General features: G+C 65.2%; 23 protein-coding genes and 2 tRNA genes. 20 read left to right on the top strand and 5 right to left on the bottom strand.

Annotation, left to right across the window (positions count from 1 at the left end; translation table 11 throughout):
- Positions 1-34: 34 nt before the first annotated feature.
- The gene (locus FYJ92_RS11590; protein WP_185263881.1) at positions 35-241 is read right to left on the bottom strand and encodes a hypothetical protein; all 207 of its coding nucleotides are present in this window, start codon (positions 239-241) and stop codon (positions 35-37) included.
- Here FYJ92_RS11590 and FYJ92_RS11585 point away from each other — a divergent pair.
- From FYJ92_RS11585 to FYJ92_RS11535, 11 genes are all read left to right on the top strand, one after another.
- Positions 171-2,966 carry an ABC transporter permease gene (locus tag FYJ92_RS11585; protein ID WP_185260866.1) on the top strand — a complete coding sequence of 932 codons (2,796 nt, stop codon included), beginning with the start codon at positions 171-173 and terminating at the stop codon, positions 2,964-2,966. The genes FYJ92_RS11590 and FYJ92_RS11585 overlap by 71 nt on opposite strands.
- The gene (locus FYJ92_RS11580) at positions 2,963-3,718 is read left to right on the top strand and encodes an ABC transporter ATP-binding protein (protein WP_185260865.1); all 756 of its coding nucleotides are present in this window, start codon (positions 2,963-2,965) and stop codon (positions 3,716-3,718) included. The genes FYJ92_RS11585 and FYJ92_RS11580 overlap by 4 nt, the downstream gene beginning before the upstream one ends.
- Positions 3,719-3,752: 34 nt before the next feature.
- Complete coding sequence (gene metG / locus FYJ92_RS11575) at positions 3,753-5,312, top strand: methionine--tRNA ligase (RefSeq protein WP_185260864.1); 1,560 nt, start codon at positions 3,753-3,755, stop codon at positions 5,310-5,312.
- Positions 5,313-5,581: 269 nt separating this feature from the next.
- A complete protein-coding gene (locus tag FYJ92_RS11570; RefSeq protein ID WP_185260863.1) occupies positions 5,582-6,385 on the top strand; it encodes a hypothetical protein in 804 nt (267 codons plus the stop codon).
- A 116-nt stretch (positions 6,386-6,501) separates the two neighbouring features.
- Positions 6,502-7,182 carry a class F sortase gene (locus FYJ92_RS11565; protein WP_185260862.1) on the top strand — a complete coding sequence of 227 codons (681 nt, stop codon included), beginning with the start codon at positions 6,502-6,504 and terminating at the stop codon, positions 7,180-7,182.
- A 43-nt stretch (positions 7,183-7,225) separates the two neighbouring features.
- Complete coding sequence (locus FYJ92_RS11560) at positions 7,226-8,278, top strand: 3-isopropylmalate dehydrogenase (protein ID WP_185260861.1); 1,053 nt, start codon at positions 7,226-7,228, stop codon at positions 8,276-8,278.
- A 112-nt stretch (positions 8,279-8,390) separates the two neighbouring features.
- Positions 8,391-9,503 carry a branched-chain amino acid aminotransferase gene (locus FYJ92_RS11555; protein ID WP_185260860.1) on the top strand — a complete coding sequence of 371 codons (1,113 nt, stop codon included), beginning with the start codon at positions 8,391-8,393 and terminating at the stop codon, positions 9,501-9,503.
- Positions 9,504-9,680: 177 nt separating this feature from the next.
- Positions 9,681-10,478 carry an MBL fold metallo-hydrolase gene (locus tag FYJ92_RS11550; RefSeq protein WP_185260859.1) on the top strand — a complete coding sequence of 266 codons (798 nt, stop codon included), beginning with the start codon at positions 9,681-9,683 and terminating at the stop codon, positions 10,476-10,478.
- 56 nt (positions 10,479-10,534) lie between these two features.
- Complete coding sequence (locus tag FYJ92_RS11545) at positions 10,535-11,311, top strand: fumarylacetoacetate hydrolase family protein (RefSeq protein ID WP_185260858.1); 777 nt, start codon at positions 10,535-10,537, stop codon at positions 11,309-11,311.
- 20 nt (positions 11,312-11,331) lie between these two features.
- The gene (gltX, locus tag FYJ92_RS11540) at positions 11,332-12,846 is read left to right on the top strand and encodes a glutamate--tRNA ligase (protein ID WP_185260857.1); all 1,515 of its coding nucleotides are present in this window, start codon (positions 11,332-11,334) and stop codon (positions 12,844-12,846) included.
- Positions 12,846-13,583, top strand: a complete 738-nt coding sequence (locus tag FYJ92_RS11535) for an HAD family hydrolase (protein WP_185260856.1) — start codon at positions 12,846-12,848, stop codon at positions 13,581-13,583. Before gltX ends, FYJ92_RS11535 begins: the two co-directional genes overlap by 1 nt.
- Before the next feature lie 8 nt (positions 13,584-13,591).
- Here FYJ92_RS11535 and FYJ92_RS19075 read toward each other — a convergent pair whose 3' ends face one another.
- Positions 13,592-13,873, bottom strand: a complete 282-nt coding sequence (locus FYJ92_RS19075; protein WP_255482408.1) for a hypothetical protein — start codon at positions 13,871-13,873, stop codon at positions 13,592-13,594.
- On the bottom strand, positions 13,807-14,235 hold the full coding sequence (locus FYJ92_RS19070; protein WP_255482039.1) for a hypothetical protein: 429 nt from the start codon (positions 14,233-14,235) through the stop codon (positions 13,807-13,809). The genes FYJ92_RS19075 and FYJ92_RS19070 overlap by 67 nt, the downstream gene beginning before the upstream one ends.
- A gap of 215 nt (positions 14,236-14,450) precedes the next feature.
- Here FYJ92_RS19070 and FYJ92_RS11525 point away from each other — a divergent pair.
- The 4 genes from FYJ92_RS11525 to FYJ92_RS11510 all read left to right on the top strand — a co-directional run bounded on the left by FYJ92_RS11525 (position 14,451) and on the right by FYJ92_RS11510 (position 18,288).
- Positions 14,451-14,522, top strand: a tRNA-Gln gene (locus tag FYJ92_RS11525).
- Positions 14,523-14,666: 144 nt separating this feature from the next.
- Positions 14,667-14,742: transfer RNA gene (locus FYJ92_RS11520), tRNA-Glu, on the top strand.
- 163 nt (positions 14,743-14,905) lie between these two features.
- Positions 14,906-16,675, top strand: a complete 1,770-nt coding sequence (locus tag FYJ92_RS11515; RefSeq protein ID WP_185260855.1) for a dynamin family protein — start codon at positions 14,906-14,908, stop codon at positions 16,673-16,675.
- Positions 16,672-18,288: a GTPase gene (locus FYJ92_RS11510; protein WP_185260854.1), complete on the top strand. Its 1,617-nt coding sequence runs from the start codon at positions 16,672-16,674 to the stop codon at positions 18,286-18,288. Before FYJ92_RS11515 ends, FYJ92_RS11510 begins: the two co-directional genes overlap by 4 nt.
- Before the next feature lie 5 nt (positions 18,289-18,293).
- Here FYJ92_RS11510 and FYJ92_RS11505 read toward each other — a convergent pair whose 3' ends face one another.
- Both FYJ92_RS11505 and FYJ92_RS11500 read right to left on the bottom strand, forming a co-directional pair.
- Positions 18,294-18,833 (bottom strand): DUF1697 domain-containing protein, encoded by a 540-nt coding sequence (locus tag FYJ92_RS11505; protein WP_185260853.1) that lies wholly within the window; start codon positions 18,831-18,833, stop codon positions 18,294-18,296.
- 47 nt (positions 18,834-18,880) lie between these two features.
- The gene (locus FYJ92_RS11500) at positions 18,881-19,600 is read right to left on the bottom strand and encodes an IclR family transcriptional regulator (RefSeq protein ID WP_185260852.1); all 720 of its coding nucleotides are present in this window, start codon (positions 19,598-19,600) and stop codon (positions 18,881-18,883) included.
- Between the two features lie 113 nt (positions 19,601-19,713).
- Between FYJ92_RS11500 and leuC the strand changes: the two genes are divergently transcribed.
- From leuC to FYJ92_RS11475, 5 genes are all read left to right on the top strand, one after another.
- Complete coding sequence (leuC, locus tag FYJ92_RS11495) at positions 19,714-21,168, top strand: 3-isopropylmalate dehydratase large subunit (RefSeq protein WP_185260851.1); 1,455 nt, start codon at positions 19,714-19,716, stop codon at positions 21,166-21,168.
- A gap of 9 nt (positions 21,169-21,177) precedes the next feature.
- The gene (leuD, locus tag FYJ92_RS11490; protein ID WP_185260850.1) at positions 21,178-21,780 is read left to right on the top strand and encodes a 3-isopropylmalate dehydratase small subunit; all 603 of its coding nucleotides are present in this window, start codon (positions 21,178-21,180) and stop codon (positions 21,778-21,780) included.
- A 158-nt stretch (positions 21,781-21,938) separates the two neighbouring features.
- The gene (murA, locus tag FYJ92_RS11485; protein WP_185260849.1) at positions 21,939-23,264 is read left to right on the top strand and encodes a UDP-N-acetylglucosamine 1-carboxyvinyltransferase; all 1,326 of its coding nucleotides are present in this window, start codon (positions 21,939-21,941) and stop codon (positions 23,262-23,264) included.
- 10 nt (positions 23,265-23,274) lie between these two features.
- Positions 23,275-24,042 carry a 1-acyl-sn-glycerol-3-phosphate acyltransferase gene (locus tag FYJ92_RS11480; RefSeq protein ID WP_185260848.1) on the top strand — a complete coding sequence of 256 codons (768 nt, stop codon included), beginning with the start codon at positions 23,275-23,277 and terminating at the stop codon, positions 24,040-24,042.
- Entirely contained in the window at positions 24,042-25,091 is a 1,050-nt protein-coding gene (locus tag FYJ92_RS11475) for an NAD(P)H-dependent glycerol-3-phosphate dehydrogenase (RefSeq protein WP_185260847.1), read from the top strand. Before FYJ92_RS11480 ends, FYJ92_RS11475 begins: the two co-directional genes overlap by 1 nt.

The raw sequence follows: 25,091 nt of genomic DNA, 5'->3' as shown, positions 1-25,091 counted from the left end.
GTTAACGTCGGCCACGTATGATTGGCCGGTCTGCTTACAATGGCTGGGTCCCGTTTCGGGACCAGGCCGGCAGACCGGCCAATACTTTTTGCACACCAGGCAGGAAATCCTTCATGTCCGCCGCCTGCGGATCCCGGTGTGCGCACGCAATCCAGGTTTCAGGGAGCCCAATGAACGCCGTCCAGCGATTCATCAGAAGCAAAGTGCTGCTGCTGACCGCGGCCATCTTGATCGCAGCCATGTGCTTGTCGGTCCTCGTCCAAGGCCAGTCTCAGGCCGCGCTAAACCGAACGGTGGATGAGAACTCACGGGGTCTCTACGACGTCCTCGTCCAGGCCAAGGCAGGCTCCGGGGAGCTGATGCAGCCGGAGATCGCCAACGGCGGCGGCGGCATCAGCTTTGACCAGCTCGAGAACATCCGGAAACTTTCCGGAACCTCCGTGGCGGCCCCCATAGGCCTGGTGTCCCGCGTGACACAGAACCTGGAGGCTCCGCGGCTCGACGCCATGGACTACCTTGGCTATAACTCCGGATTGGCAGGCACGGCCACTACAGACCAGGCCGCCGGCGCCACAGAGCCCAGCAAATGGCCCGCCGCCGAGTCAGTTCTCGGCGACACCGCCAAGAACTACCGCCTGACCGCCAGCGCCGTCAGCTCCGACGGCGTCTCAGAGCAGACCCTGTTCAAGTCCACCGCCGAGGGCAGCCTGGGCAAGGCCCGACTGCTCGAAGAGCAGACGGCAGGGGGCACCAGCATCCGGATCGCACCTCCCGCAGGTGAGACGGGCATCAAGTTCCCCGCTCCTGCCGGCGGCTCCGAACACAACCTGTTCAACCTTTCTGTATCCCTGCCGCTGTCTCCCGAAGTGACGGAGTCCGTGGTGGCCGTCGATCCCGTTTCCGAGCGCGCATTGCTTGGCTCGGCCGGCGACTTCCTGGCCCCGTTGGAGAAGGCTCCGCCCGCTGACGCGCGCAACGCCGGAGCGATCGGCCGGCACTTCGAAAGCCTCTTCACCAACGGCATCAGCACGGAAGAGCTCAATGAAGGCCCCGACTTCCTCGGCGTCAAACTCAAATACTGGGCACCGCTGATGACGCAGTACCAGCTGGCCAAGCGCAGCGGACAGCTGACCGCGGACTCGCAGGCGATTCCCCTGATTGTCCGTTCAGGCACCTCCCTGGACCTGAAATACAACGTAAAGATCGAGGAGATCGACGCCGCGGGCAAGGTGGTCAAGGAAGTCGGCACGGCCACGCGGTCCCTCGGCAAGGACTACCTGCCTTTCGTGTCCAAGGACCCCTTCGCGTTGTCCTGGCCCGGTTCCACCGATCACTCCGGCCTCTTTGGCAGCGCCGGCAACTTCAACCAGGGGCTCTATACCCCGGCTACGTGGAGCAACGACTTCGCAGCCGCGCCGAAGTACACCGACGGCGAAGCCGCAGCCAATGGCGCAGTCCAGAAGACCGCCATTCCCAGCGACTGGGTCACCGTTAACCGGCTACCGGAGAAGGGTGCCAACGGCGCCCCGGTGGACCAGACGCAGCGTGAGCCCGTAGATGAACGTTCCTACCGGGAAGACCTGGCAACGGGGGAGAAGCTCGCAGCTCCGCTGGCCATGGTCTATGGGACCTTTGACCCCTCGGCCGTCGAAAAGGCCGCCGGGGACGTCAACCGACTCCCACTGGGTGGCTACGACCCCACCCCGTTTACCCTCACCAAGGACGCCGAAGGCAAGTCGGTCACCGCTGCCGAACTCAAGCCTTCACTCAGTGCCACCGGACTGGCAAGCCAGTCGGCTGGCGCCATCACCGACTTCTACGGCCTGGCCGCGGCCCGCGGCTACAAGGACAACGCTTCCGTAATCGATGCGGTGCGTGTCCGGGCCAAGGCCCCCGGCAGCTGGAAGGAAGCCCAACCGGACGTCGACAAGCTCGCCAGCGAGATCCGCGGGATGGGTCTCGAGGCTACTGTCGTGGCCGGTTCCGCCCGTGAAGACGCCAGCATTTTTGTCCCCGGCTACTCAAAGGACGATGCCGGCAAGGAGTCAGCGCTGGGCACTGTCCAGCAGTCCTGGGTCCGGCAGAACGCCGCCGACGCCGTCTCCGGCTCGCTGACCGGGTCCAACGTCACACTTCTTTTCCTCACCCTCTGTGGAGCCGCGCTGCTGACCGGCGCCTCCACCGTCAGCTACATCCGGAAACGCAAACGCGAAGCCGGAACCCTCCGCGCCATGGGCTGGACCCAGCTGCGCATCAGGAAATGGGTGCTCGAGGAATTCGCCGTCGGCGCTGCGCTGCTCGCAGTAGCCGGGATTGTCCTGAGCCTGGTGAGCTGGAGCGTGACCACAGCCATCGTCTCGGCCTCCGTCCTGGTCCTGTATGCGGCAGCAGCTTTCTTCGCCGCGCAACAGCTGCGCCACCGCGATGAGGTGGACCAGGAACCGCAGCACGACGAGCGTCTGATCCCGGTCGACTCTCCGCTGACGTTTGCCAACCGGCAGCTCAGCACGAACAAGTTCAACACCCTGTCCCTGGCCGTTGCAGTGGGCGTGTTTGGAGCCGCGGTAGGCGGGCTGGTTGCTTTGCTCATCGACATCCCCCGTGCAGCGGGCGCGAGTGCGCTCAGCGCACTGGCCGCAACAAGCGTGGCGCTGCCCAGCGTCCTCCTGGCTCTCGCCGGCGTCGCCGTGGGCCTGACCCTGACGTTGGTTACCGGCAGGTTTGAGCTGAACGCCAAACGCCAGTACTTGGGCATCCTTGAGGCCATGGGCTGGAACCCGGACATGCTGCGTCAGGTCCGGCTTTTCGAAAACGCGCTGGTGGGCACGCTGGCCCTGCCGCTGGGCGTCCTGGGGGCGCTGGGCATCGGGCTGCTTCTTGCCCCGTATGCCGTGCTGTGGGCCGGAGTCGCCGGCCTGGTGGCTGTACTTTGCTGGATACCGATTGCAACGAAAGTGGTCCAATGACAAACGAGACGAATGTTCACCGGAGCCGGAGGTCCGGCCTGGCTGAGGCGCCCCTGCAGACCCGTGCCAACACCATCGTCAAGGCCGCGGACCACGGGACCCCGCTGGAACTGAGCGGCATCACCATCCGCTACGGCGGCGGCAAGGGCGGTGCCGAAGCTGTCAGTGTCGTGGAGGGCTTCGACCTCACGCTGCACGCCGGCGAGATGCACTGCGTGGCTGGCCGAAGCGGATCCGGCAAGACCAGCATCCTGACCGTCGGCGCGGGTCTGACCCTGCCGACGTCGGGCCGTGTCTTCTGGGAAGGGGATTCCCTCGAAAGCATGGGCGACGACGAAATCGCCGACCGCCGTCGGGCCCTGATCGGTTACGTTGACCAGGGCGGTGCACTGATCGACGGCATGAGCGCCCTTGAAAACGTGCTCCTGCCTGCAGTGCCCGACGGCGAGGTGGACCAGCGCCGCGACATGGCCAAGGACCTCCTGGACCTGGTGGGCCTGGGCCGTCGGATGCGGCACCGTCCGGCCCAGTTGTCCGGTGGCGAACGCCAGCGAGTGGCGATCGCCCGTGCCCTCATCCTGGGCACGCGGGTGCTGGTGGTTGATGAGCCCACGGCCAGCCTGGACCGGGCCTCCGCCAACCGCATCATCAGCATCCTGAAGGACACCACCTCGGACGGAATCGCAGTACTGGTCGCTTCACACGACCACGAACTGGTCCGCCTGAGCGATACGCTGACTGAACTGATCTAGCCCTACCCCTTCGCACCAAAGGTAACGTCCGCACGTGAGCGCAACAGCCAAAACCCCGTTCTACATCACTACGGCCATCACCTACCCGAACGGTGTTCCGCACATCGGGCACGCCTACGAGTACATCGCCACCGACGCCATGGCGCGCTTCAAGCGGCTTGACGGCTTTGACGTGATGTTCCTGACGGGAACGGATGAGCACGGCATGAAGATTGCGCAGGCGGCCGAGAAGGAAGGCCTCACGCCCAAGGCGCTGGTGGACCGCAATGCGGAAGTCTACAAGTCTGCCCACGCGGCCCTGGGCATCACCTACGACCGCTTCATCCGGACCACGGACGCTGACCACTACGCCGCGTCGCAGGCCATCTGGAAGAGGATGGAAACCAACGGTGACATCTACCTGTCCAAGTACGAAGGCTGGTACTCCGTCCGGGACGAGGCCTTCTACGTCGAGGACGACACCGTGGTCAAGGACGACGGCGTGCGGTACTCAAAGGAGACGGACACTGAGGTGACGTGGACGGCTGAGGAGAGCTACTTCTTCCGGCTGTCCTCCTACCAGGACCGCCTGTTGGCACTGTACGAGGCCCAGCCGGAGTTCGGCGCACCGCAGTCCCGCTTCAACGAGGTCATCAGCTTCGTCAAGCGCGGCCTCGAAGACCTGTCGATCAGCCGCACCACCTTCGATTGGGGCGTCCCCGTCCCCGGCAACGACCAACACGTGATGTATGTCTGGGTGGACGCGCTCACCAACTACCTGACCGGCGTCGGCTACCCGGACGTCGAGTCGGAATCATTCAAGAAGTTCTGGCCCGCCGACGTCCACGTGATCGGCAAGGACATCTCGCGGTTCCACGCCATCTACTGGCCGGCGTTCCTGATGAGTGCCGGCATCGAGCTGCCCAAACGCGTGATGATCCACGGCTTCCTGCACAACAACGGTGTGAAGATGTCCAAGTCGCTCGGCAACGTGGTGGCGCCAGCAGACTTCGTGGCGCAGTACGGCCTGGACCAGGTACGGTTCTTCTTCCTCCGCGAGGTCCCGTTCGGCGCCGACGGCAGCTACAACCATGAGGCCATCGTGGGCCGCATGAACTCGGACCTGGCCAACAACTTCGGCAACCTGGCGCAGCGTTCGCTGTCCATGGTGGCCAAGAACTGCGAGGGCCGCGTGCCGGTTCCGGGTGCCTTCACGGCTGAAGACACCGCGATCCTGGCGCAGGCCAACGGCCTCCTGGAGACTGCCCGGGCCGCCTTCGAAAAGCAGGAATTCAGCCGCGCACTCGAGGCCATCTGGGGCGTCCTGGGGGACACCAACGCCTACTTTGCCGAGCAGGCTCCCTGGGTACTGCGGAAGACCGACGTCGAACGCATGAACACCGTGCTGTACGTGACGCTGGAAGTGCTGCGCATCGTGGCTATCCTGGCCCAGCCGGTGATGCCCACCGCCACGGCCGCGCTGTTGGACACGCTGGGACAGCCCGTCGGCGGATCCCGCCAGTTCGCCGCGCTCACCACACCTATTGTCGCCGGAACTCCGCTACCGGCTCCGGCGCCCGTCTTCCCCAAGTATGAGGAACCGGCCGAAGCCTAGGTATGTCCCTGCTGGCTACTTGCTGGTACGCGGACTGAGTACGGTTCCGGGGCCGGTCAGTAGAGCCCACGTTGTAAGGCGGGTACTGAGTACTGGAGACATCTTGGTGTCCGTCTGTCTAGCCTTATCTGGTTAGCAAACTGATGATTCGCATCTGGGAGAACCGTCGCCCCGATGCTGTCCGTTTGCCTTTAGCCCTCCGTGTCGGGGATGGCGCCGTTCTTTCACCTGTCTGATCAGTTTGGACCAGACAATGGATGGAGACGGAAATGAAACGGATCCTTGCCGCTTTTGGTGTCGCGGGTCTTGCGCTATTGGGTGCCACAGCGCCGGCCACCGCGTCGCCCGACAGCGAAAAAATGATCACCATTTGCCATGCCACCGGCTCGGCAACCAACCCCTACGTGTCGGTGACCATCAACCTTAACGGGCTCAACGGCCACGTGGGCCACCAGGATGATGAAGACATCATTCCGGCCAACGACGGAAATGTACTTCCCGGCGGCCAGAACCTTGACAGGGTCGATGTCTGGAATGCCGGCTGCGCGGCACCGGGTGAGTCGGGGAACGGCAACGGGGGTCACAAGATCACCATCTGCCACGCCACCGGATCGGCAACCAACCCGTACGTGTCGGTGACGATCGACCTGAACGGTCTCAACGGCCACGCCAATGCCAACCACCAGCACTCTGAGGACATCATCCCGCCGAACGATGGCACGGTGCTGCCTGCTGGCCAGAACTGGACGGCTGAAGGGCAGGCAACCTACAACAACGGTTGCGTTCCCACAACTGTGCCGCCGGTGGTCCCGCCTGTGGTGCCGCCTGTGGTGCCGCCTGTGGTGCCGGGCGAAACTCCCAGAGGGGCAGTTGTGGGTACACCGACGGGTCAAGGTGCCGTAGCTGCCAACAACCCTGGCTTCAATGTCCAGACTGCAATGGCAGGTTCGACTGACGTTTCCATCGCCCCCTGGGCCGCTGGCATCGTCGTGATGTTGCTCGCTGCAGCGGGAGTGGCTGCCCGCAAGACCCTGGCAGCCAGCGGTACCGTATCCCGGCCCCGGAAGGAATGACGCCGGCTACTGGCGCCCGCAGGGGCGCTGTTTGAATCACCGGCAGGCGCCGTGGCCACAAAGGGCACGGCGCCTGCCGGCAAACCGGGCAAATCCGACTGACAAGCGGGGTAACCATGGACAGCGATGGAAGGCTCTTCACCGCCAAGAGCATTGTCTTTGTGGCGCTGTGTGGCGTGCTGGCCTACCTGGCGTTCGCATTTCTGCCATTCCTGGCCGGGCCGGGACCGTCGCCGGCCGTGACCGGGGCTGCTGTGCAGCCGACCACCCAGGGCCCAGCGCCGTCCACCCCCACGCCCTCCACGGACACCGGCGCCCCGGTCCCGGCGGGTCCGGCATCGTCGCCGCCGCAGCGGCTGGTGTATCAGGCCGCAGACATCGATGTGGTGGTCCATCCGCTCGAGCCCAGCGGCGAGGACCAGGCCACCCAGACCATCGTGCCGCCGCCCACCATGGACGGCTACTGGCTGTCGCCCTACGGTGTGCCCGGAGTGGGCTCGGTCAATACCACCTACATTGCCGGCCATAGCTGGGTGGACAGGGACGCGCCGTTTAACCGGCTGAGTACACACGCGGCGGCAGGTGACAGGCTGACCGTGGCCACAGCCACGGGCGAAGTGGCCTACGTGGTGGATTCAGTAACTACCTACGAAAAATCCGGGCTCAAAGACAGCCACATCTGGCAAGTGGCACCCAACAGGCTGGTCCTCATTTCCTGTTACACGGATGATTTCTGGGGCACCAACGTGGTGGTGGTGGCCTCGCCGGAGGATCCGCTCCTTCGTCTCAACAAATGAGACTGATTGTCCGGCATGCGGATGATCTTAATATTCTTGGAGCATGAGCGCATCCACGATCAATCTCGCTGTCATTCCCGGTGACGGCATTGGCCCAGAGGTCATTGCCGAGGCACTGAAAGTCCTCGAAAAGGCTGTCGCTGCTGAAGGCGTTGTCCTGGAGCAGACCCACTACAAGCTCGGCGCCGAGCACTGGCTGGCCACCGGCGAGACCCTTCCGGATGAAGTCCTCGCCGACCTGCGCACACGGGACGCGATCCTCTTTGGTGCGGTTGGTGCCGCCCCCGGCGACACGCGGATTCCGTCCGGCATCATCGAGCGGGAGATGCTGCTCAAGCTCCGCTTCAGCCTGGACCACTACGTCAACCTGCGGCCGTCGCGGCTGTACGGAACCGTAGGCAGCCCGCTGGCCAATCCCGGCATCATCGATTTTATCGTCGTCCGCGAGGGGACCGAGGGTCCATATGTGGGCAACGGCGGCTCGCTTCGCACCGGCACACCCCACGAGGTGGCCACCGAGGTCTCACTGAACACGGCCTACGGCGTGGAGCGCGTTGTCCGCGACGCCTTCCGCCGCGCAAGTGCCCGCGAACGCAGGCATGTGACCCTTGTTCACAAGCACAACGTCCTGGTCTACGCCGGCCACCTGTGGAAGCGCACGGTCGAGGCGGTGGCCCAGGAGTTCCCCGAGGTCACCCACGATTACCTGCATGTTGATGCGGCCACCATCTTTATGGTCACCAACCCCTCCCGCTTCGATGTCATTGTCACCGACAACCTCTTCGGCGATATCCTCACTGACCTCGCGGCAGCCATCACCGGCGGCATCGGGCTGGCGGCGTCCGGCAACATCAACATGGACCGTACTGCTCCGTCCATGTTTGAACCGGTCCACGGCTCGGCCCCGGATATCGCCGGCCAGCAGAAGGCCGATCCCACTGCGGCCATCCTGTCCGCGGTGCTCCTGCTGGACCACCTTGGCTTCACCGCCGCGGCCCGCAGGATCGAAGCTGCGGTGATCGCCGACGTCGAAACCCGCGACGGCGGCGCCCGCAGTACCAGCGCCGTGGGGGATGCCATCGCTGCAGCGCTGTAGACCGTGCTCTTGAGACTCGGTTAACCGGCGTAAGCTAGTTTCGAATCACCAAATGCTGCCCTGCGGTTCAGTGCTGAACCACATCCAGAAGGCAGCCGATCGTGGAGGAACCATGACTCAGACCGCCCATGGCGTCGAATTTAACCAGCAACTCTCGGCAACCCCGAAGTCAGCTGAAGAGCGTGCAGCCATCCTGGCGAACCCGGGATTTGGCAACTACTTCACCGACCACACCGCCGTCGTCGACTACAGCGTCGACGAGCAAGGCGAAGGTGGCTGGCACAAAGCGCGCGTTGAGGCCTACGGACCCATCTCCCTGGATCCCTCTGCGGCGGTGCTGCACTACGGCCAGGAGATCTTCGAAGGCCTCAAGGCATACCGCCATGCTGACGGCTCAATCTGGACCTTCCGTCCGGAGGCGAATGCGGCCCGCCTGAACAAGTCGGCCCGCCGCCTGGCGCTGCCGGAACTGCCCGAGGAATACTTCCTGGGCGCCATCCGGGAACTTGTGCAGGCGGACAAGGAATGGGTTCCCGCCGGTGAGGGCGAGGCCCTGTACCTGCGCCCGTTCATGATCGCCACCGAGGCGTTCCTGGGTGTCCGGGCAGCGCGTGAGGTGTCCTTCCGGGTGATCGCATCGCCTGCCGGCAACTACTTCGGCGGCGAACTCAAGCCTGTGTCCATCTGGATCTCCCGCGAGTACGCCCGCGCAGGCCGCGGCGGCACCGGTGCGGCCAAGTGCGGCGGCAACTACGCCGCCTCCCTGATCGCCCAGCAGGAAGCCGAAGCCAACGGCTGCAAGCAGGTGCTGTTCCTGGACCACTTCAACGATGACGCCGTGGAAGAGCTCGGCGGTATGAACGTATTCTTCGTGATGAAGGACGGCTCACTGGTCACTCCCGCGCTGAGCGGCACCATCCTGGAAGGCGTGACCCGCATGTCCGTCATGCAGGTGGCCAAGGACATGGGCCGTGAAGTGACGGAGCGCAAGATCACCCTTGATGAATGGCGCGACGGCGTGGCCTCCGGCGAGATCACCGAGGTCTTTGCCTGCGGCACCGCAGCGGTGATCACGCCGATCGGTGTCCTGAAGGACACCACCGAATTCATCGGCTCCGAGGACGCGACGGCGGGGGAGACCACCATGGCCATCCGCGAACAGCTCCTGGGCATCCAGACTGGAACCGCGCCGGATACCCACGGCTGGCTGACCCGCTTGGCCTGACCTCCACACCCCTGGCCAATACAACGCGGGGTCACTTAGCGCCCATTAACCGTATCGGGACGGGCGTTAAGTGACCCCGCGTTGTCCTTTAACTGCGGGCAGGTCCGTCCCAGTCGTTGGGCTCACCAGCCCTGGGTGTGCGGTTATTCCGTGCCGGCCGGATGCGAAGATGGTGCAGTGAACTCCATCCCGAGCGGCTCCCTCCACACCTGCAGCCCGCTGACGGCTTTCATCCTGGCGCCCAACCCTGGGCCACTGAGCCTGGACGGCACCAATTCGTACGTCATCTCCGCCCCCGGAGCCAGCGCATCTGTGGTGGTGGATCCGGGCCCCGCGGACGATGGCCACCTCCGCCGACTCGCGGACGCAGGCCCCGTGGAACTCATCCTTGTCACGCACCGGCATGCCGACCACACCGCGGGCTCCCTGCGGCTTCATGAGCTCACCGGAGCCCCGGTCCGTGCCGCCGATCCCCGGCACTGCCACGGCGGCGGCGAACCCCTTCAGGACCGTGAAACCATCCAAGCGGCGGGAGCGACGGTCCAGGTCCTGGCCACGCCGGGTCATACCTCCGATTCCGTCTGCTTCCATCTTCCCCACGACGGCCCGCACGGTTCAGTACTGACCGGCGACACTATCTTGGGCCGCGGCACCACCATGCTGGACTACCCGGACGGCAGGCTGGGGGACTACCTCCGGTCCCTGGACCGGCTCGAAGCCCTTGGCCAGGCCGCCGTCCTGCCGGCCCACGGCCCGGTGCTGCCCTCCCTGGAGGCCACCACCCGCGCCTACCGCGAGCACCGGCAGGAGCGGCTGGCGCAGATCCGCGCAGCGCTGGCCCGGCTCGGCGGGGACGCCACGGTGGCGGACGTGGCAGACGCCGTGTACGCCGACGTCGACCCTTCCGTCCGGCGGGCGGCCGAAATGTCGGTTGCCGCGCAGCTCGACTACCTCCGTGGGCTGCCCGGCACCTGACCGTAGGGCATGACGCAAAGGCAGGTGCCGCCGCTCAAGACGGTAGGCTGGAGACCATGCGTATTGCCAGGTTTGTAGTCGATTCTGATCCCCTCTACGGCGTAGTTGAAGGTGAGCCCGGCAGTGAGGAAATCACTGTCATCAACGGCGATCCCTTCTTCAACGGGGTGGAGCGCACGCACGTCAAGCACAAGCTCGAAGACGTCCGGCTCCTGGCGCCGATCATTCCCCGCAGCAAGGTGATCGGCGTGGGCCGCAACTTCGCCGAGCACGCCGCTGAGCTGGGCAATGAAGTCCCGCAGCAGCCGCTGCTGTTCCTGAAGCCGAACACCTCCGTCATCGGCCCCGGCGACCCCATTGTGCTGCCGGAATTCTCAGATGAAGTTTCGTTCGAAGCCGAGCTGTGTGTGGTTATCGGCCGGATCTGCAAGGACGTCCCGGAAGACCGCGTCGACGACGTCATCTTCGGCTACACCTGCGGCAACGACCTCACGGCCCGCGACGTCCAGAAAACGGACGTGCAGTGGGCCCGGGCCAAGGGCTTCGACACCTCGGCGCCCCTGGGACCTTGGATCGAGACCGAGCTGGACACCGAAGACCTGGCCATCAAGGGCTGGCTCAACGGCGAACTGCGCCAGGACGGCAGCACCAACCAGATGATCCGCGGTGTCCGGGAAATCGTCTCCATCGTGTCCCAGGCCTTCACGCTGCTCCCCGGGGACGTCATCATGACCGGCACCCCGGCCGGGGTCGACCTCGTCACCGCGGGGGACCGGTACGACGTGGAGATCGAGGGCATCGGCCGCCTGTCCAACCCGGTGGTCCGCCGCTGACGGGTAAAGTTGGAACCACTATGACTACTGCCTCCGAGCTGAACCCTGCCGCCATCCCGTCCGTCACCGCCGAAACCCCGGTCCGTGTGCGGTTCTGCCCGTCACCCACGGGCACCCCGCACGTGGGCCTGATCCGGACGGCGCTGTTCAACTGGGCCTATGCCCGGCACACCAAGGGCACCCTGGTCTTCCGCATCGAGGACACGGACTCGGCGCGGGACAGCGAGGAAAGCTACCACCAACTGCTGGACGCTCTGAAGTGGTTGGGCATCACGTGGGACGAGGGAGTCGAGGTGGGTGGCCCGCACAAGCCGTACCGCCAGTCCCAACGCAGCGACATCTACCAGGATGTCATCGCACGGCTGAAGGCCGGCGGCCACATTTACGAGTCCTACTCCACACCGGCTGAAATCGAAGCCCGCCACCGTGCGGCGTCCCGCGACCCCAAGCTGGGGTATGACGGGTTTGACCGGCACATCACCGAGGAACAGCTGGCCCAGTACAAGGCAGAAGGCCGCCAGGCCGTGCTGCGCCTGCGGATGCCGGACGAGGACCTCACCTTCAAGGACCTCGTCCGCGGCGAGATCACGTTCAAGGCAGGCTCCGTGCCGGACTTCGCGGTGGTCCGTGCCAACGGCGCGCCGTTGTACACGCTGGTGAACCCGGTGGACGATGCCCTGATGGGCATCACGCACGTGCTGCGCGGCGAAGACCTGCTCAGCTCCACGCCGCGCCAGATCGCCCTGTACCGTGCCCTCTACGCCATTGGCGTTGCGGAGTACATGCCGGAGTTCGGGCACCTTCCGTACGTCATGGGCCAGGGCAACAAGAAGCTCTCCAAGCGCGACCCCGAATCCAGCCTGTTTCTGCACCGCGAACGCGGCTTCATTCCCGAGGGCCTGCTGAACTACCTGTCCCTCCTGGGCTGGTCGCTGAGCGCCGACGAGGACGTCTTCACCGTCAAGCAGCTCGTGGAGCATTTCGACATCCACGATGTGCTGGCCAACCCGGCACGTTTTGACCTGAAGAAGGCAGAGGCGATCAACGGCACGCACGTCCGGCTGCTTGAGGCCGCCGATTTCCGTGCGCGCCTGGTGCCGTACCTCCGGGCCGCGGACCTGGTAGGGGAGATCCTCACCGACCGGGAGGAAGAGATCCTCACCGAGGCCGCGCCCCTCGTCCAGGAGCGGATCACCCTGCTGGGGGAGGCCCCGGAGATGCTCGCCTTCCTGTTCAAGGCCGACGACGCGATTGACGTCGCAGACGACGCCCGCAAGGGCCTGCCCGCAAACCTGACCGAAGTATTTGACGCCGCACTGGCGGCCCTTGAGCCTGTTCAGGACTGGAACCCGGAGGAGATCCAGGCGGCCCTGAAGCAGGCGCTCGTGGAGGACCTCGGGCTGAAGCCGCGGCTGGCCTTCGGTCCTGTGCGCACAGCCATCTCCGGGCGCCGAATCTCCCCGCCGCTCTTCGAATCCATGGTGATCCTGGGCAAGGACTCGTCCCTGAGCCGGCTCCGCACCTTCCGCGGCTGATGTCCGCCACCGGCACTACCGCTGACGGAGTCCTGAAGACGCGCTTCGGGACCATCCGGGGCGTCCTGTTCGACATCGACGACACCCTGGTGGACCTCGAATACGCCATGACCACAGCCCTGCGCGAGGTCAGCGAACACCTCCTGCCCGGTCTGGACCAGACTTCGTGGGAGCGTTTCGGCAGGATCTTCACGCACGAGACCACTCACTATTACGACAGGTACCTGGCGGGGGAATTGACCTTCAATGACCAGCGCCTCCTGCGGGGGCGCGCCGCTCTGGGGCACTTCGGGGTGGAACTTGCCGACGGCGAAGAAGCGCACGGGTGGCTCTCGGCCTACAGTCGGCTGCAGCCCAGCTATGTGCGGGCCTTTGAGGACGTGCTGCCGCTCCTGGATCAGCTGGACGCGGCCGGCATCCCCTATGGTGCCGTCAGCAACAACGTGCACGACTACCAGCGGGCCAAGCTCGACAGTGCCGGCTTGGAACGCGTCATGCGCCTCGTTGGGACCGACACCGTAGGGGTAGCCAAGCCTGAGCCAGCCATCTACCTCGAAGGCGTCCGCCTGTTGGGGATCGCGCCGGCGGAGACCCTCTATGTGGGGGACAACAGGCTGCTGGACGCTGAAGGTTCGACGGCGGCGGGCCTGATCGGCATCTGGCTCAACAGGGTGGGGGAGCCTGCGCCGGATTTCTCCGGTCATGAGGTCACCTCGCTATCGCAGCTGCTGGGCTGAGTGGCCTTTTACTCCGCAGACTGCAGCCTTCGCCTGTTCCACAGCACGACGTAGATGCTTGCGGATCCGAACACAAGAACTTTGTCGATCCCGAGGCCCAGCTTGGTGTTGCCTGTGGCCAGTTCCGAGGCGCCGGCCGCCAGCGCTTGGGTACCGAGCGCAACGCCAGGACTGTTGGGATCGCGGCTGTTGAGCTTCTCACCCAGTGTGGCGAAGCCGGCGGTCAGGCGCCCTGTTCCTGCGTGCAATTGTGACGCCCCCTGATCGAGCCTGCCGGCGCCGGCCTGCAGCTGGGTTGCCCGGCGTCGAGCTTCCGGGCGCCATCGTCCACCTTGTACACGCCCGGCGCGAGTTTGTTGTTGACGTCGGTCTCGATTTTGACCGCGCCCGCAGCGAGCTGGTCTGCACCTGCTTCCAGCCTGTCTGCGCCCGGTGCCAGCTTTTCACTGACGAGGTAGACCTTCTCGGCACCGGACGAGAGCTTGCCGGCCCCGGTGTCTGCCATGCCCGCACCGGCCGCCAGCTGACCGGCGCCGTCGTTGAGCTGTTCAGCGCCCGCTGAAGCCTGCCCAGCGCCGTCCAGGAGCTTGGCCGGTCCGTCTGCGATCCTGCCGGTGACCAGGGTGTAAAACCCAAGCAAAGCAATAAGCAATAGGGCCAGGACAGCTATGGCGAGTTGCTGTGCCCGGAGTCGGGCTTGATGGGCGCGGCGGCATAAACTCACTCCGGGGGGATCTGGCAAGGGTTTCGGCACCCAAGCCGTCAGTGCCGATTTGTGCCAGCCCAAAGTCTCGGGTAAAGTAATTTCTCGTGCTGAGGCGCACGGAGCGCGGCTTGAAGCACGAAACTCCGGCCTGAAAGTATCATTGGGATATGGTGTAATTGGCAACACTACGGTTTCTGGTACCGTCATTCTAGGTTCGAGTCCTGGTATCCCAGCTCTGTTTGGTCGCAGGCTAACCGCGGCAAATCAGTGGTTTCTGATCAGTTCGCCGATTTGAAACAGGCGCTGAGTGTATGAAATACTCACTTAGCAAGACCGGCCAAGCGCCGGTTGGAAGTGAAAACTTCCTGGAAGTACGCGGCCCCATCGTATAGCGGCCTAGTACGCTGCCCTCTCACGGCGGTAACGCGGGTTCGAATCCCGCTGGGGTCACCAAGGAACGGTCCCGGGCATCAGCCCGGGGCCGTTTTTCGTTGTGGAACCGGGCGATGCCGGTAACAGGACAAAAACCGGGACCCGGTCGAAATGCTGTCCCAACTGGCATGATGATGCTGTGACTTCCTCAGACGGGCTTCGTCCCACGCAGCCTCCGCAGCCTATGCGCGCACCGAAAACGCAGGCTGGCCCGCCCAACCCGACACCTGATCCGGCCGTAGCATTACTCGAGGCGGTGCGTCAGGATCTTTCCGCGGTGCTGTTGCCGCTTGCCCTTGGCGACGTCGAACAGGCACGCCAGGACACTTGGAACGCCGTTGCCCAGCTGGATGACTACATCCTGCCGCGATACCGCAGCCTGGACGCACCGCTGCTTGCCGTCGTTGGAGGTTCCACCGGTGCCGGCAAGTCAACGCTGGTGAACGCGCTGGTGGGACACCCGGTCACCCGATCCGGCGCCATTAGGCCCACCACCCGGCAGCCCATTCTGCTGCACCACCCGGCCGATGCTGGCTGGTTCGAGGGCCACCGCGTGCTGCCCACCCTCAACCGGATCCGGGGCACCGTCTCCACGGACCCCGTCCCGGCCAGCCGGGCCGGCGCAACACCCGATGCAGAGGCCATTTCCTCCCTGGTACTGGTATCGGACCGGGCTGTTCCGCAGGGGATCGCGCTGCTTGATGCTCCCGACGTCGACTCCATTTCCGACGACAACCGCAGGCTGGCCGGACAGTTACTGGCTGCCGCCGACCTCTGGGTTTTTGTGACCACCGCCAACCGCTACGCGGACGCGGTCCCGTGGAAGCTGCTCCTGGACGCGTCCTCACGGGACATTATGGTGGCCGTGGTCCTGGACCGGGTGCCGGCGGAGGCGGAAGCCGAAGTCAGCGCCGATCTCCGTGCGTTGCTGCAAAAAGAAGGGCTCGGCGATGCCGGACTGTTCATTGTGCCGGAGACGGACCTGGACCATCTCGGCATGCTGCCAACGAACGCGGTGGAGCCGCTACGGCGCTGGCTGCAGGACCTTGCAGCCGACGCCGCCGGGCGGTCCGACATTGCCCGCCGTACGCTCAACGGAACGGTGAAGGTGTTGGCCGGGCGGGTCGGCACGGTGGCGCACGCGGTCCACGGACAGGAGCGGGCCGCGGCCACGCTCCGCGCAGACGCTGAAGCTGCCTATCGCAGCGCCGGAACCCGGATCCTGGACGCAACAAAGGACGGCGCCCTCCTCCGCGGGGAAGTACTGGCGCGCTGGCAGGATTTCGTTGGAACCGGGGAATTCTTCCGGGCGCTGGAACAGAACATCGGACGGCTGCGGGACCGGGTGGGGGCCTTCTTCCGGGGGGAGCCGACGCCTGCCGTCCGGGTTGAGGCCGCCATCGAAACGGGGTTGCAGGCGGTCATCCTCGACGAGGCCGCCAACGCCGGCGAGGAAACTGACCAGCGCTGGCGCTCGGACCCGGCCGGCCGCGAGCTTCTGGGGACGGACGATCTGTCCGGCACCAGCCCAGGTTTCGCCGAGGTGGCCGCAGCGGAGATCCGGGCCTGGCAGGCGGGCTTAATGGAACTGATCCGCACGGAAGGGCAAGGCAAGCGGACGCAGGCGAGATGGCTTTCCTTCGGGATCAACGGGCTGGGTGCCGCCCTGATGATCGTGGTATTTTCCATGACCGCCGGCCTCACCGGGCTGGAGATCGGTGTGGCGGGCGGTACCGCCGTCGTCGGCCAACGACTTCTGGAGGCAGTATTCGGTGAAGACGCTGTCCGCCGGCTCGCGCAGACGGCGCGGGATGACCTCCACGCCCGTTGCCAGCGGCTGCTGCAGGCAGAGCAGCAGAAGTTCCTCCAACGCCTGCCGGAGGGCGGCGCGGACACGGGCCGGATCCTGACGGATCATGCCGCTGCCCTGGCCCGGTTGGCGGACCAGGCATGAGCCGCCACAGCGTCGCCCGTGAAGCGTCGCAGCTGGACCGCAGGCTCCAAGCCCTCAACGATGCCCGCGAACTCGCCGAAGGCGTCCTGCCGGATGCCGCACTTGAGGAGGTGTTCCGGCTCCTCGAACGCGCTAGTTCCCGGCGGTCACTTTCGGCTGATCACACCGTTGTTGGGTTCTTTGGTGCCACCGGCAGCGGCAAGTCGTCACTCTTCAACGCGGTCAGCGGCGCTGAAATCGCGACGGCGGCCGCCCGCCGGCCCACAACGTCGGAACCGTTGGCAGGTGTCTGGGGCGCGGACGGCAGCGAGCCGCTGCTGGACTGGCTTGAGGTGCGCAACCGCTACCATGCCGAGCCCGTGGCCGGCTTCGCGGACGAGGGCACGGGACTGATTCTGCTGGATCTGCCTGACTTCGATTCCACCAGGGCCGCGAACCGCGCGATCGTGGAGCGCATGGTTGGACTGGTTGATGTCCTGGTCTGGGTTCTGGATCCGCAAAAGTACGCCGACGCGGCGGTCCACAATGATTTCCTCACGCCCCTGGCCGCGCATGGAGCTGTAACCCTGGTGGTCCTTAATCAGGTGGACCGCTTGCCCGAACGGGACGTGCAGCCTGTGCTGGAGTCGTTAAAAGGGATCCTTACCCGCGACGGGCTGGGCAAGGTTCAGGTGCTGGGCGCATCCGCCCTGAAGGGCACCGGCGTGGACAAAGTCAGGGGCGCCATCCGCGGTGTTGTGGTGCAGCGCCAGGCACTTTCGCAGCGGCTGGCCGCGGACGTTTCGCGGGCCTCCGGGCAGCTCCGTGAAGCCGCCGGTGCTGGGGAAGCCGCCGGTGTCAGGCCGGCGTCGAAATCCCGCCTCACCGATGAGCTGGCAACGGCCGCCAACGTGCCCGTGGTGGTGGATGCAGTTGCGCGGTCCTACCGGATCGAGTCGACGCGCCGCACGGGGTGGCCGGTTACGCGGTGGCTGGTGCGGTTCCGGCCCGATCCGCTCCGCCGGCTCAATCTGAGAAGTTCTTCTCCGTCCCAACTTAACCGGACGTCGCTCCCGGCAGCGGGGGCTCCGGAACGAGCCCGGACGGATGCTGCTGTCCGTGAGTTTGCGGACGCGGCGAGTGCGGGAGCACCCGGACCGTGGCGTGCAGCAATCCGGGGTGCTGCCCGGGAAGGGCGGGAGGCGTTACCGGATGCCTTGGACCAGGCCATCGCGGGAACAGACGTGCTGGCGTCCCGGAAGTCCTGGTGGTGGGGAGTGTTCAACGTGGCCCAGTGGCTCGCGCTGCTGACCGTTCTGGGCGGCCTGGGCTGGCTTGGCGTGCTGGGAGGGCTCGGCTATCTCCAACTGCCCGTCCCCGAGGTTCCGAAGGTGGAAGGCTGGCCGGTGCCGACGTTGATGATTGCCGGCGGCGTGGCGCTGGGGATTTTCCTGGCGTTGACCGGAAAGTTCATTGGGTCGGGAGCCGCGAGGGCGCGTGCAGCCAGGGCCAGGAAGCGACTGAGGGCAGCGGTAGGCGAGGTTGCCCGGGACTTCGTGGTGGAGCCGGTGGAAGTTGAGGTCAGCAGGCTCGCGTCCTTCAACGCGGCGCTGAAGGCTGCGGCCGGAAACTAAGGCCTCTACGCCAGGGCGCTTGCGGCGTCACTGACCTTGATCAGCGTCCGCAGGTTCCGGGTGGTTGTGGTTGCCTTGAATTTCGCCTTGGACGAGATCTTGCTGAACGGGCTGTCCAGGGTCCGGCCAGCCGGGGCCAGCCAGGCCAGCGCCTCCGGGCCGAGGCGTTTCTGTTCATTCCCGTCAAGGGCTGTGCCGGCCGCGTCCAGCTCATCGAGCATGGCGGTGTCTGAGGCCAGTGTGATGTAGGTGTGCGTTGCCTTGTCGTCAGCGGGGTAAGGGCAGGCCGCCACGAGCCCGGAGAGCCGCTGGGCGGTCAAAACCACCACCCAGGCGTCGTAGTCGAACGTGTCACGCAGGCACTTCTCAAATGTCCGTTTGACGGCGGCAGGATCCTCGTCGCTGGCAAGCACCACGTTGCCGCTGGCCAGCAGGGTCTTGACTTCCGCGAACCCCTGCGATGCGAGGGCGTTCTTGAGGTCAGCCATCTTGATGTTGATCCCGCCGACGTTTATACCGCGGAGGAAGACTGCGTAGCTGTTCATGCCGACAGCCTAGCTGTGGGTGGCCACGCCTGGACGGAGGCGGGACTTCAGTCGGTGCTCTTGCGCAGGGCCTCGGTGAGGAGGCGCGCGGCGTTGCAGACCACCTCGGCGTGGAGGCGGCCCGGCTGGCGGGTGAGCCGCTCGATGGGGCCGGAGATCGAGACGGCGGCGATGACGCGTCCGGACGGTCCCCGGACGGGGGCCGAGACTGAGGCGACCCCGGGCTCGCGTTCGCCGAGGCTCTGGCCCCAGCCCCGCCGTCGTACGCCTGCCAGCACGGTGGGCGTGAAACGGGCGGCCTGCAGCCCCTCAAGGAGCCGGTCGTGGTCTTCCCAGGCGAGCAGCACCTGGGCGGCGGAGCCGGCCTTCATGGAAAGTTTGGTGCCCACGGGGATGGTGTCACGCAGGCCGATGGGCCGTTCTGCGGAGGCCACGCAAATACGCCATTCGCCCTGGCGGCGGAAGATCTGGGAGCTTTCGCCGGTGGCGTCGCGCAGCTGCATCAGGACCGGGCCTGCGGAAGCGATGAGGCGGTCCTCGCCGGCGGCGGAGGCGAGCTCCACCAGGCGGCTGCCGAGGACAAACCTGCCCTGGATATCGCGGCTCACCAGCCGGTGATGGATCAGGGCCAGGGCAAGCCTGTGCACAGTGGGCCGTGCCAGGCCTGTGGCGGCCACCAGCTGTGCCAGCGTGGTCGGTCCGGCCTCCAATGCATCAAGCACATGTGCCGCTTTATCAATGACACCGACTCCACTAGAATTGTCCATGTAATGATATTGCCGTCTCATTATCTGAGATGCAAATCTTTGGGCTGGCACATATTGCAGCCCTGCTGGTTCAGTGGAACCAAACAGCCAAACAGCAGTGAAGGGAGATGGCCGTGGCAAAGACACTGGCCGAGAAAGTCTGGGACGCACATGTGGTGCGCAAAGGCGACGGCGAAGGAGTAAACGCCCAGCCGGACCTCCTCTTCATTGACCTTCACCTTGTCCATGAGGTGACGTCTCCACAGGCATTCGAGGGCCTGCGCCTGGCCGGCCGCAAGCTGCGCCGCCCGGACCTCACCATCGCCACGGAGGACCACAACACTCCCACGCTGGACATCCACAAACCCATCGCCGATCTCACCAGCCGCACGCAGATTCAGACGCTGCGCAACAACTGCGCGGAGTTCGGCGTCCGCCTGCACTCGCTCGGCGACGCGGAACAGGGCATCGTGCACGTTGTTGGCCCGCAGCTGGGCCTCACCCAGCCTGGCATGACCGTTGTCTGCGGCGACTCCCACACGTCCACCCATGGGGCGTTCGGTGCCCTGGCGATGGGCATCGGCACGTCCGAGGTGGAGCACGTTATGGCCACCCAGACGCTGTCCCTGAAGCCGTTCAAGACCATGGCCATCAACGTTGAAGGCACCCTGCGCCCGGGCGTCACCGCCAAGGACATCATCCTGGCCGTGATTGCCAAGATCGGTACCGGCGGAGGCCAGGGCTACGTCCTGGAATACCGCGGTTCCGCCATCCGCGCGTTGTCCATGGATGCCCGGATGACCATCTGCAACATGTCCATCGAAGCCGGTGCCCGCGCCGGCCTGGTGGCCCCGGACCAGATCACGTACGACTACATGGATGGCCGCCCGCATGCGCCACAGGGTGCGGACTGGGATGCCGCCGTCGCGTACTGGAACACGCTGAGGACCGACGACGACGCGACGTTCGATGTCGAGGTGGACCTGGATGCCGACACGCTGGAGCCGTTTGTCACCTGGGGCACGAACCCGGGCCAGGGCGTTTCGCTGTCCTCCAAGGTGCCGTCCCCGGAGGACTTCGGCGACGAAAACGCCAAGGCTGCCGCCGAACGCGCCCTGCAGTACATGGGACTGACCGCCGGTACACCCATGAAGGACATCCGCGTGGACACGGTCTTCCTGGGCTCCTGCACCAACTCACGCATGGAGGACCTCCGCGCCGCCGCGGACATCATCCGTGGCCGCCAGAAGGACCCCAACATCCGGATGCTGGTGGTACCCGGTTCGGCGCGCGTGCGGCTCGAAGCAGAGGCCGAAGGCCTGGACAAGGTCTTTAAGGACTTCGGCGCCGAGTGGCGCTTCGCCGGCTGCTCAATGTGCCTGGGCATGAACCCGGACCAGCTGGAGGTGGGGGAGCGCTGCGCCTCGACCTCAAACCGCAACTTCGAAGGCCGTCAAGGCAAGGGCGGCCGCACCCACCTGGTTTCTCCGGTGGTGGCAGCGGCCACGGCCATCCGTGGCACCCTGAGTTCGCCGTCGGACCTCGATCCTGCTCCCGAGTCCGCCGCCATCCGCACCAACGCAGCCTAGGAGGCCGCCATGGAAAAGTTCACCACCCACACCGGCATCGGCGTCCCGCTGCGCCAGAGCAACGTTGACACGGACCAGATCATCCCCGCGGTCTACCTCAAGCGGATCACCCGTACCGGCTTCGAGGACGCCCTGTTCTCCGCCTGGCGCAAGGACCCGGCCTTCATCCTGAACCAGGCACCGTTCAACGCCGGCTCCGTCCTGGTGGCGGGCCCGGATTTTGGCACCGGGTCGTCTCGTGAACACGCCGTCTGGGCCCTGAAAGACTACGGCTTCAAGACCGTCCTCTCCTCCCGTTTCGCCGATATTTTCCGCGGCAACTCCGGCAAGCAGGGGCTGCTGGCCGCCGAGCTCGCCCAGGACGATATAGAGCTGATCTGGAAGGAACTGGAAAACGCGCCGGGCACCGAAGTTACCGTTGACCTGCCGTCCAAGACCGTCAGCTGCGGCAGTATCGTGGCGCCTTTTGAAATCGACGATTACACACGCTGGCGCCTCCTGGAGGGCCTGGACGATATTGGCCTGACGCTCCAGCACGAAGAGGACATCACCGCCTTCGAGGCCACCCGTCTGGCCTTCATGCCCAAAACCCTTCCGGCCCGCCTTTCCTGAGTCTGGGCCCGGAATTTCCCGCCCCGGACGGAGCCGCCTACGCGGAGCCGCGCCGGAGGCTTTCGGCGCCCGTATTTCGGTTCGGTAACGCAACCTCCTATGCTTAGCTGGAGCCTTTGCAAGGATTTTGGGGCGAGTAATCGTAAGGAAACCGGTTTATGAGTAGTGTTCTGACAATCCGCGGCGGCGTCCCGCTTACAGGCCGCGTCACCGTCCGGGGGGCCAAAAACCTTGTTCCGAAGGCCATGGTGGCAGCATTGCTGGGCAACGAGCCGTCGGTGTTGCGGAACGTTCCGGAGATCAAGGATGTCGAGGTTGTCACCTCGCTCCTGAAGCTGCACGGAGTCACAGTGGTCAAGGATCCCGTCAGCGGCGACCTCACCCTGGATCCGAAGGGGGCAAAAACCGCCCCGAGCACTGCGATCGATGCCCACGCCGGTGATTCACGGATCCCCATCCTGCTCTGCGGACCCCTGATCCATGCGATCGGTGAGGCTTTCATTCCCGACCTTGGCGGCTGCAAGATCGGTGACCGGCCCATCGACTACCATCTCAACGTGCTCCGCCAGTTCGGCGCCGTGGTGGAGAAGCGCCCAGGCGGCATTCACATCTCCGCGCCCAAGGGCCTGCACGGAGCCAAGATCAATCTGCCGTATCCCTCGGTCGGCGCCACGGAACAGGTGCTGCTCAGCGCCACCCGCGCCGAAGGGATCACCGAGCTTTCCGGCGCCGCCACCGAGCCTGAGATCATCGACCTCATTGCCGTGCTGCAGAAGATGGGCGCCATCATCAGCGTCCAGACCGACCGGACCATCCGCATTGAAGGCGTCCGTGACCTGGGCGGCTATAACCACCGCGCCCTTTCGGACCGCAACGAATCGGCGTCGTGGGCCTCCGCGGCGCTGGTGACCCGCGGTGACATTTTCGTTGAAGGCGCCTCGCAGCGGGACATGATGACGTTCCTGAACACCTACCGGAAGGTGGGCGGCGGGATGGACATCGGCGAGGACGGCATCCGCTTCTACCACCGCGGCGGCAAGCTCAACCCTTTGGTCCTGGAAACGGACGTGCACCCCGGCTTTATGACTGACTGGCAGCAGCCGCTCGTGGTGGCGCTGACCCAGGCCGAAGGCGTATCAATCGTCCATGAAACCGTCTACGAAAACAGGTTTGGCTTCACCGATGCGCTTATCCGGATGGGCGCCAGCATCCAGGTTCACCGCGAGTGCCTGGGGAGTGTGCCGTGCCGCTTCGGCCAGCGCAACTTCCTCCACTCCGCCGTCATCTCCGGCCCCACCCAGCTCAAGGGCACCGACATCGACGTACCGGACCTGCGCGGCGGCTTCAGCCACCTGATCGCGGCGCTGGCCGCTTCCGGCACGTCGCGCGTGACCGGGATCGACATCATCAACCGCGGCTACGAGCGTTTCACCGAAAAGCTGTCCGGCCTCGGCGCCGACTTCGACATCACCTCGACAAAGTAGCGGTGGGTACGTGAAGGAAACGGCCAAGAGCCAGGCCACATTCGTTGTGGTCGCAGCCATAGTGCGCACGGTGCTGAACGCAATGATGAACAAGAAGTGGGAAGGCCTCGAGAACCTCCCCGCCGGCGGATTTATTGCCGCGCCGAACCACTGCACGGAAATCGATCCGCTGATCGTGGGGCATATTCTCTACAACCAGAAGCGCGCCCCGCACTTCCTGGCCAAGGCCGGACTCTTCAAGGTTCCGGTGCTGGGCGCGGTCCTGCGTGCCACCCGGCAAATCCCGGTGGAACGCTCGACGGCGGGAGCGAACCGCTCGCTGCAGCTTGCCCAGGAGATTGTGGCGGACGGCGGTGCCATCATCATTTACCCCGAAGGTACGCTCACGCGCGATCCCGCCATGTGGCCAATGAAGGGTCACACTGGTGCCGCCCGTCTTGCGTTGGAAGGCGGCATTCCCGTGGTTCCGATCGCTCACTGGGGCGCACATGAGGTGTTCCCGCGCTATGCGAAGCGGTTTCACCTTTTCCCACGCAAGACGTCCAGGGTGATGGTGGGCAAGCCCGTGGATCTGAGCCAGTACGCGGACCGGCCACTGGATAAAGCAACGCTCACCGCGGCTACGGAGACGATCATGGACGCAGTGACCGGTTTGCTGGCCGGCATCCGCGGGGAGGAGCCTCCCGCTGAACGCTGGGACCCGTCCAAGCACAAACAGGCCACGCATGGCCGCTTCGTTGAGCCGGGAAATCCTGACGACGCTGCGGATGCCACCTGATGGCGGACGGAACTCGTCAGGGTTCGGCCCGCTCTGTCGCCGTCCTGGGCGCCGGTTCCTGGGGGACCACATTCGCCAAGATTCTCGCCGACGCGGCCGGCGCAGCGGGGGAAGAACGCAGCATCCGGATTTGGGGCCGGCGCAGCGAAGTGGTGGAACAAATCAATAGCTCCCACCGCAACGTCCAGTACCTGAAAGACACCGAACTGCCGCCCTGCATCTCAGCGTCCACGGACGTCCGTGCCGTGCTGGCGGGCGCGGACCTGGTGGTCCTCGCTGTTCCTGCCCAGTCACTGCGCCTCCAGCTCCGTGAATGGAAGCCACTGATTGCTTCTGACGCCATGGTGGTGTCCCTGATGAAGGGCCTGGAACTCGGCACCGACGCTCGGATGAGCGAGGTTATCAGCGAAGAACTGGGGATTCCCGCGGACCGCATCGCCGTGGTTTCCGGCCCCAACCTGGCCATGGAGATCGCCCGCGAGGAACCCACGGCCTCCGTAGTGGCCTGTACCGACGCGGCTGCCGCAGGCTGGATCGCGAGGAGCTGCACCGCACCGTACTTCCGTCCCTACACCACGGCGGACGTGGTCGGCGTGGAAATCGGCGGCATCGTCAAGAACGTTATCGCGTTGGCCGTGGGCATCTGTGAAGGTAAACAGATGGGGGACAATACCAAGGCCTCCGTGATCACCCGGGGCTTGGCCGAAACGTCAAGGCTCGCGCTTGCCCTTGGTGGCGAGGCTCGGACCATGGCAGGGCTGGCTGGTCTGGGGGACCTGGTGGCAACGTGTTCCTCGCCGCTGTCACGAAACCATACGGCTGGCCGGATGCTGGGCCAGGGACTTACCCTCGAGCAGTTGGCGCAGCAGATGACCCAAACAGCCGAAGGTATCAAGTCCGGCCAGGCTGTCCACGAACTTGCCGGGAAGCTGGGTGTTGAAATGCCCATTACTGCCGCCGTCGTAGCCGTCCTGGCCGGCAAACTGTCCGTTGACCAACTGGGGCCGCTGCTGCTGGCCCGGGACCTGAAACCCGAAGGCGATTACTGA

This window comes from Pseudarthrobacter sp. NBSH8 (assembly GCF_014217545.1).
Classification (GTDB): domain Bacteria; phylum Actinomycetota; class Actinomycetes; order Actinomycetales; family Micrococcaceae; genus Arthrobacter.
Note: the sequence above shows the minus strand (reverse complement) of the source record. Positions and strands in the feature narration are given on the sequence as shown.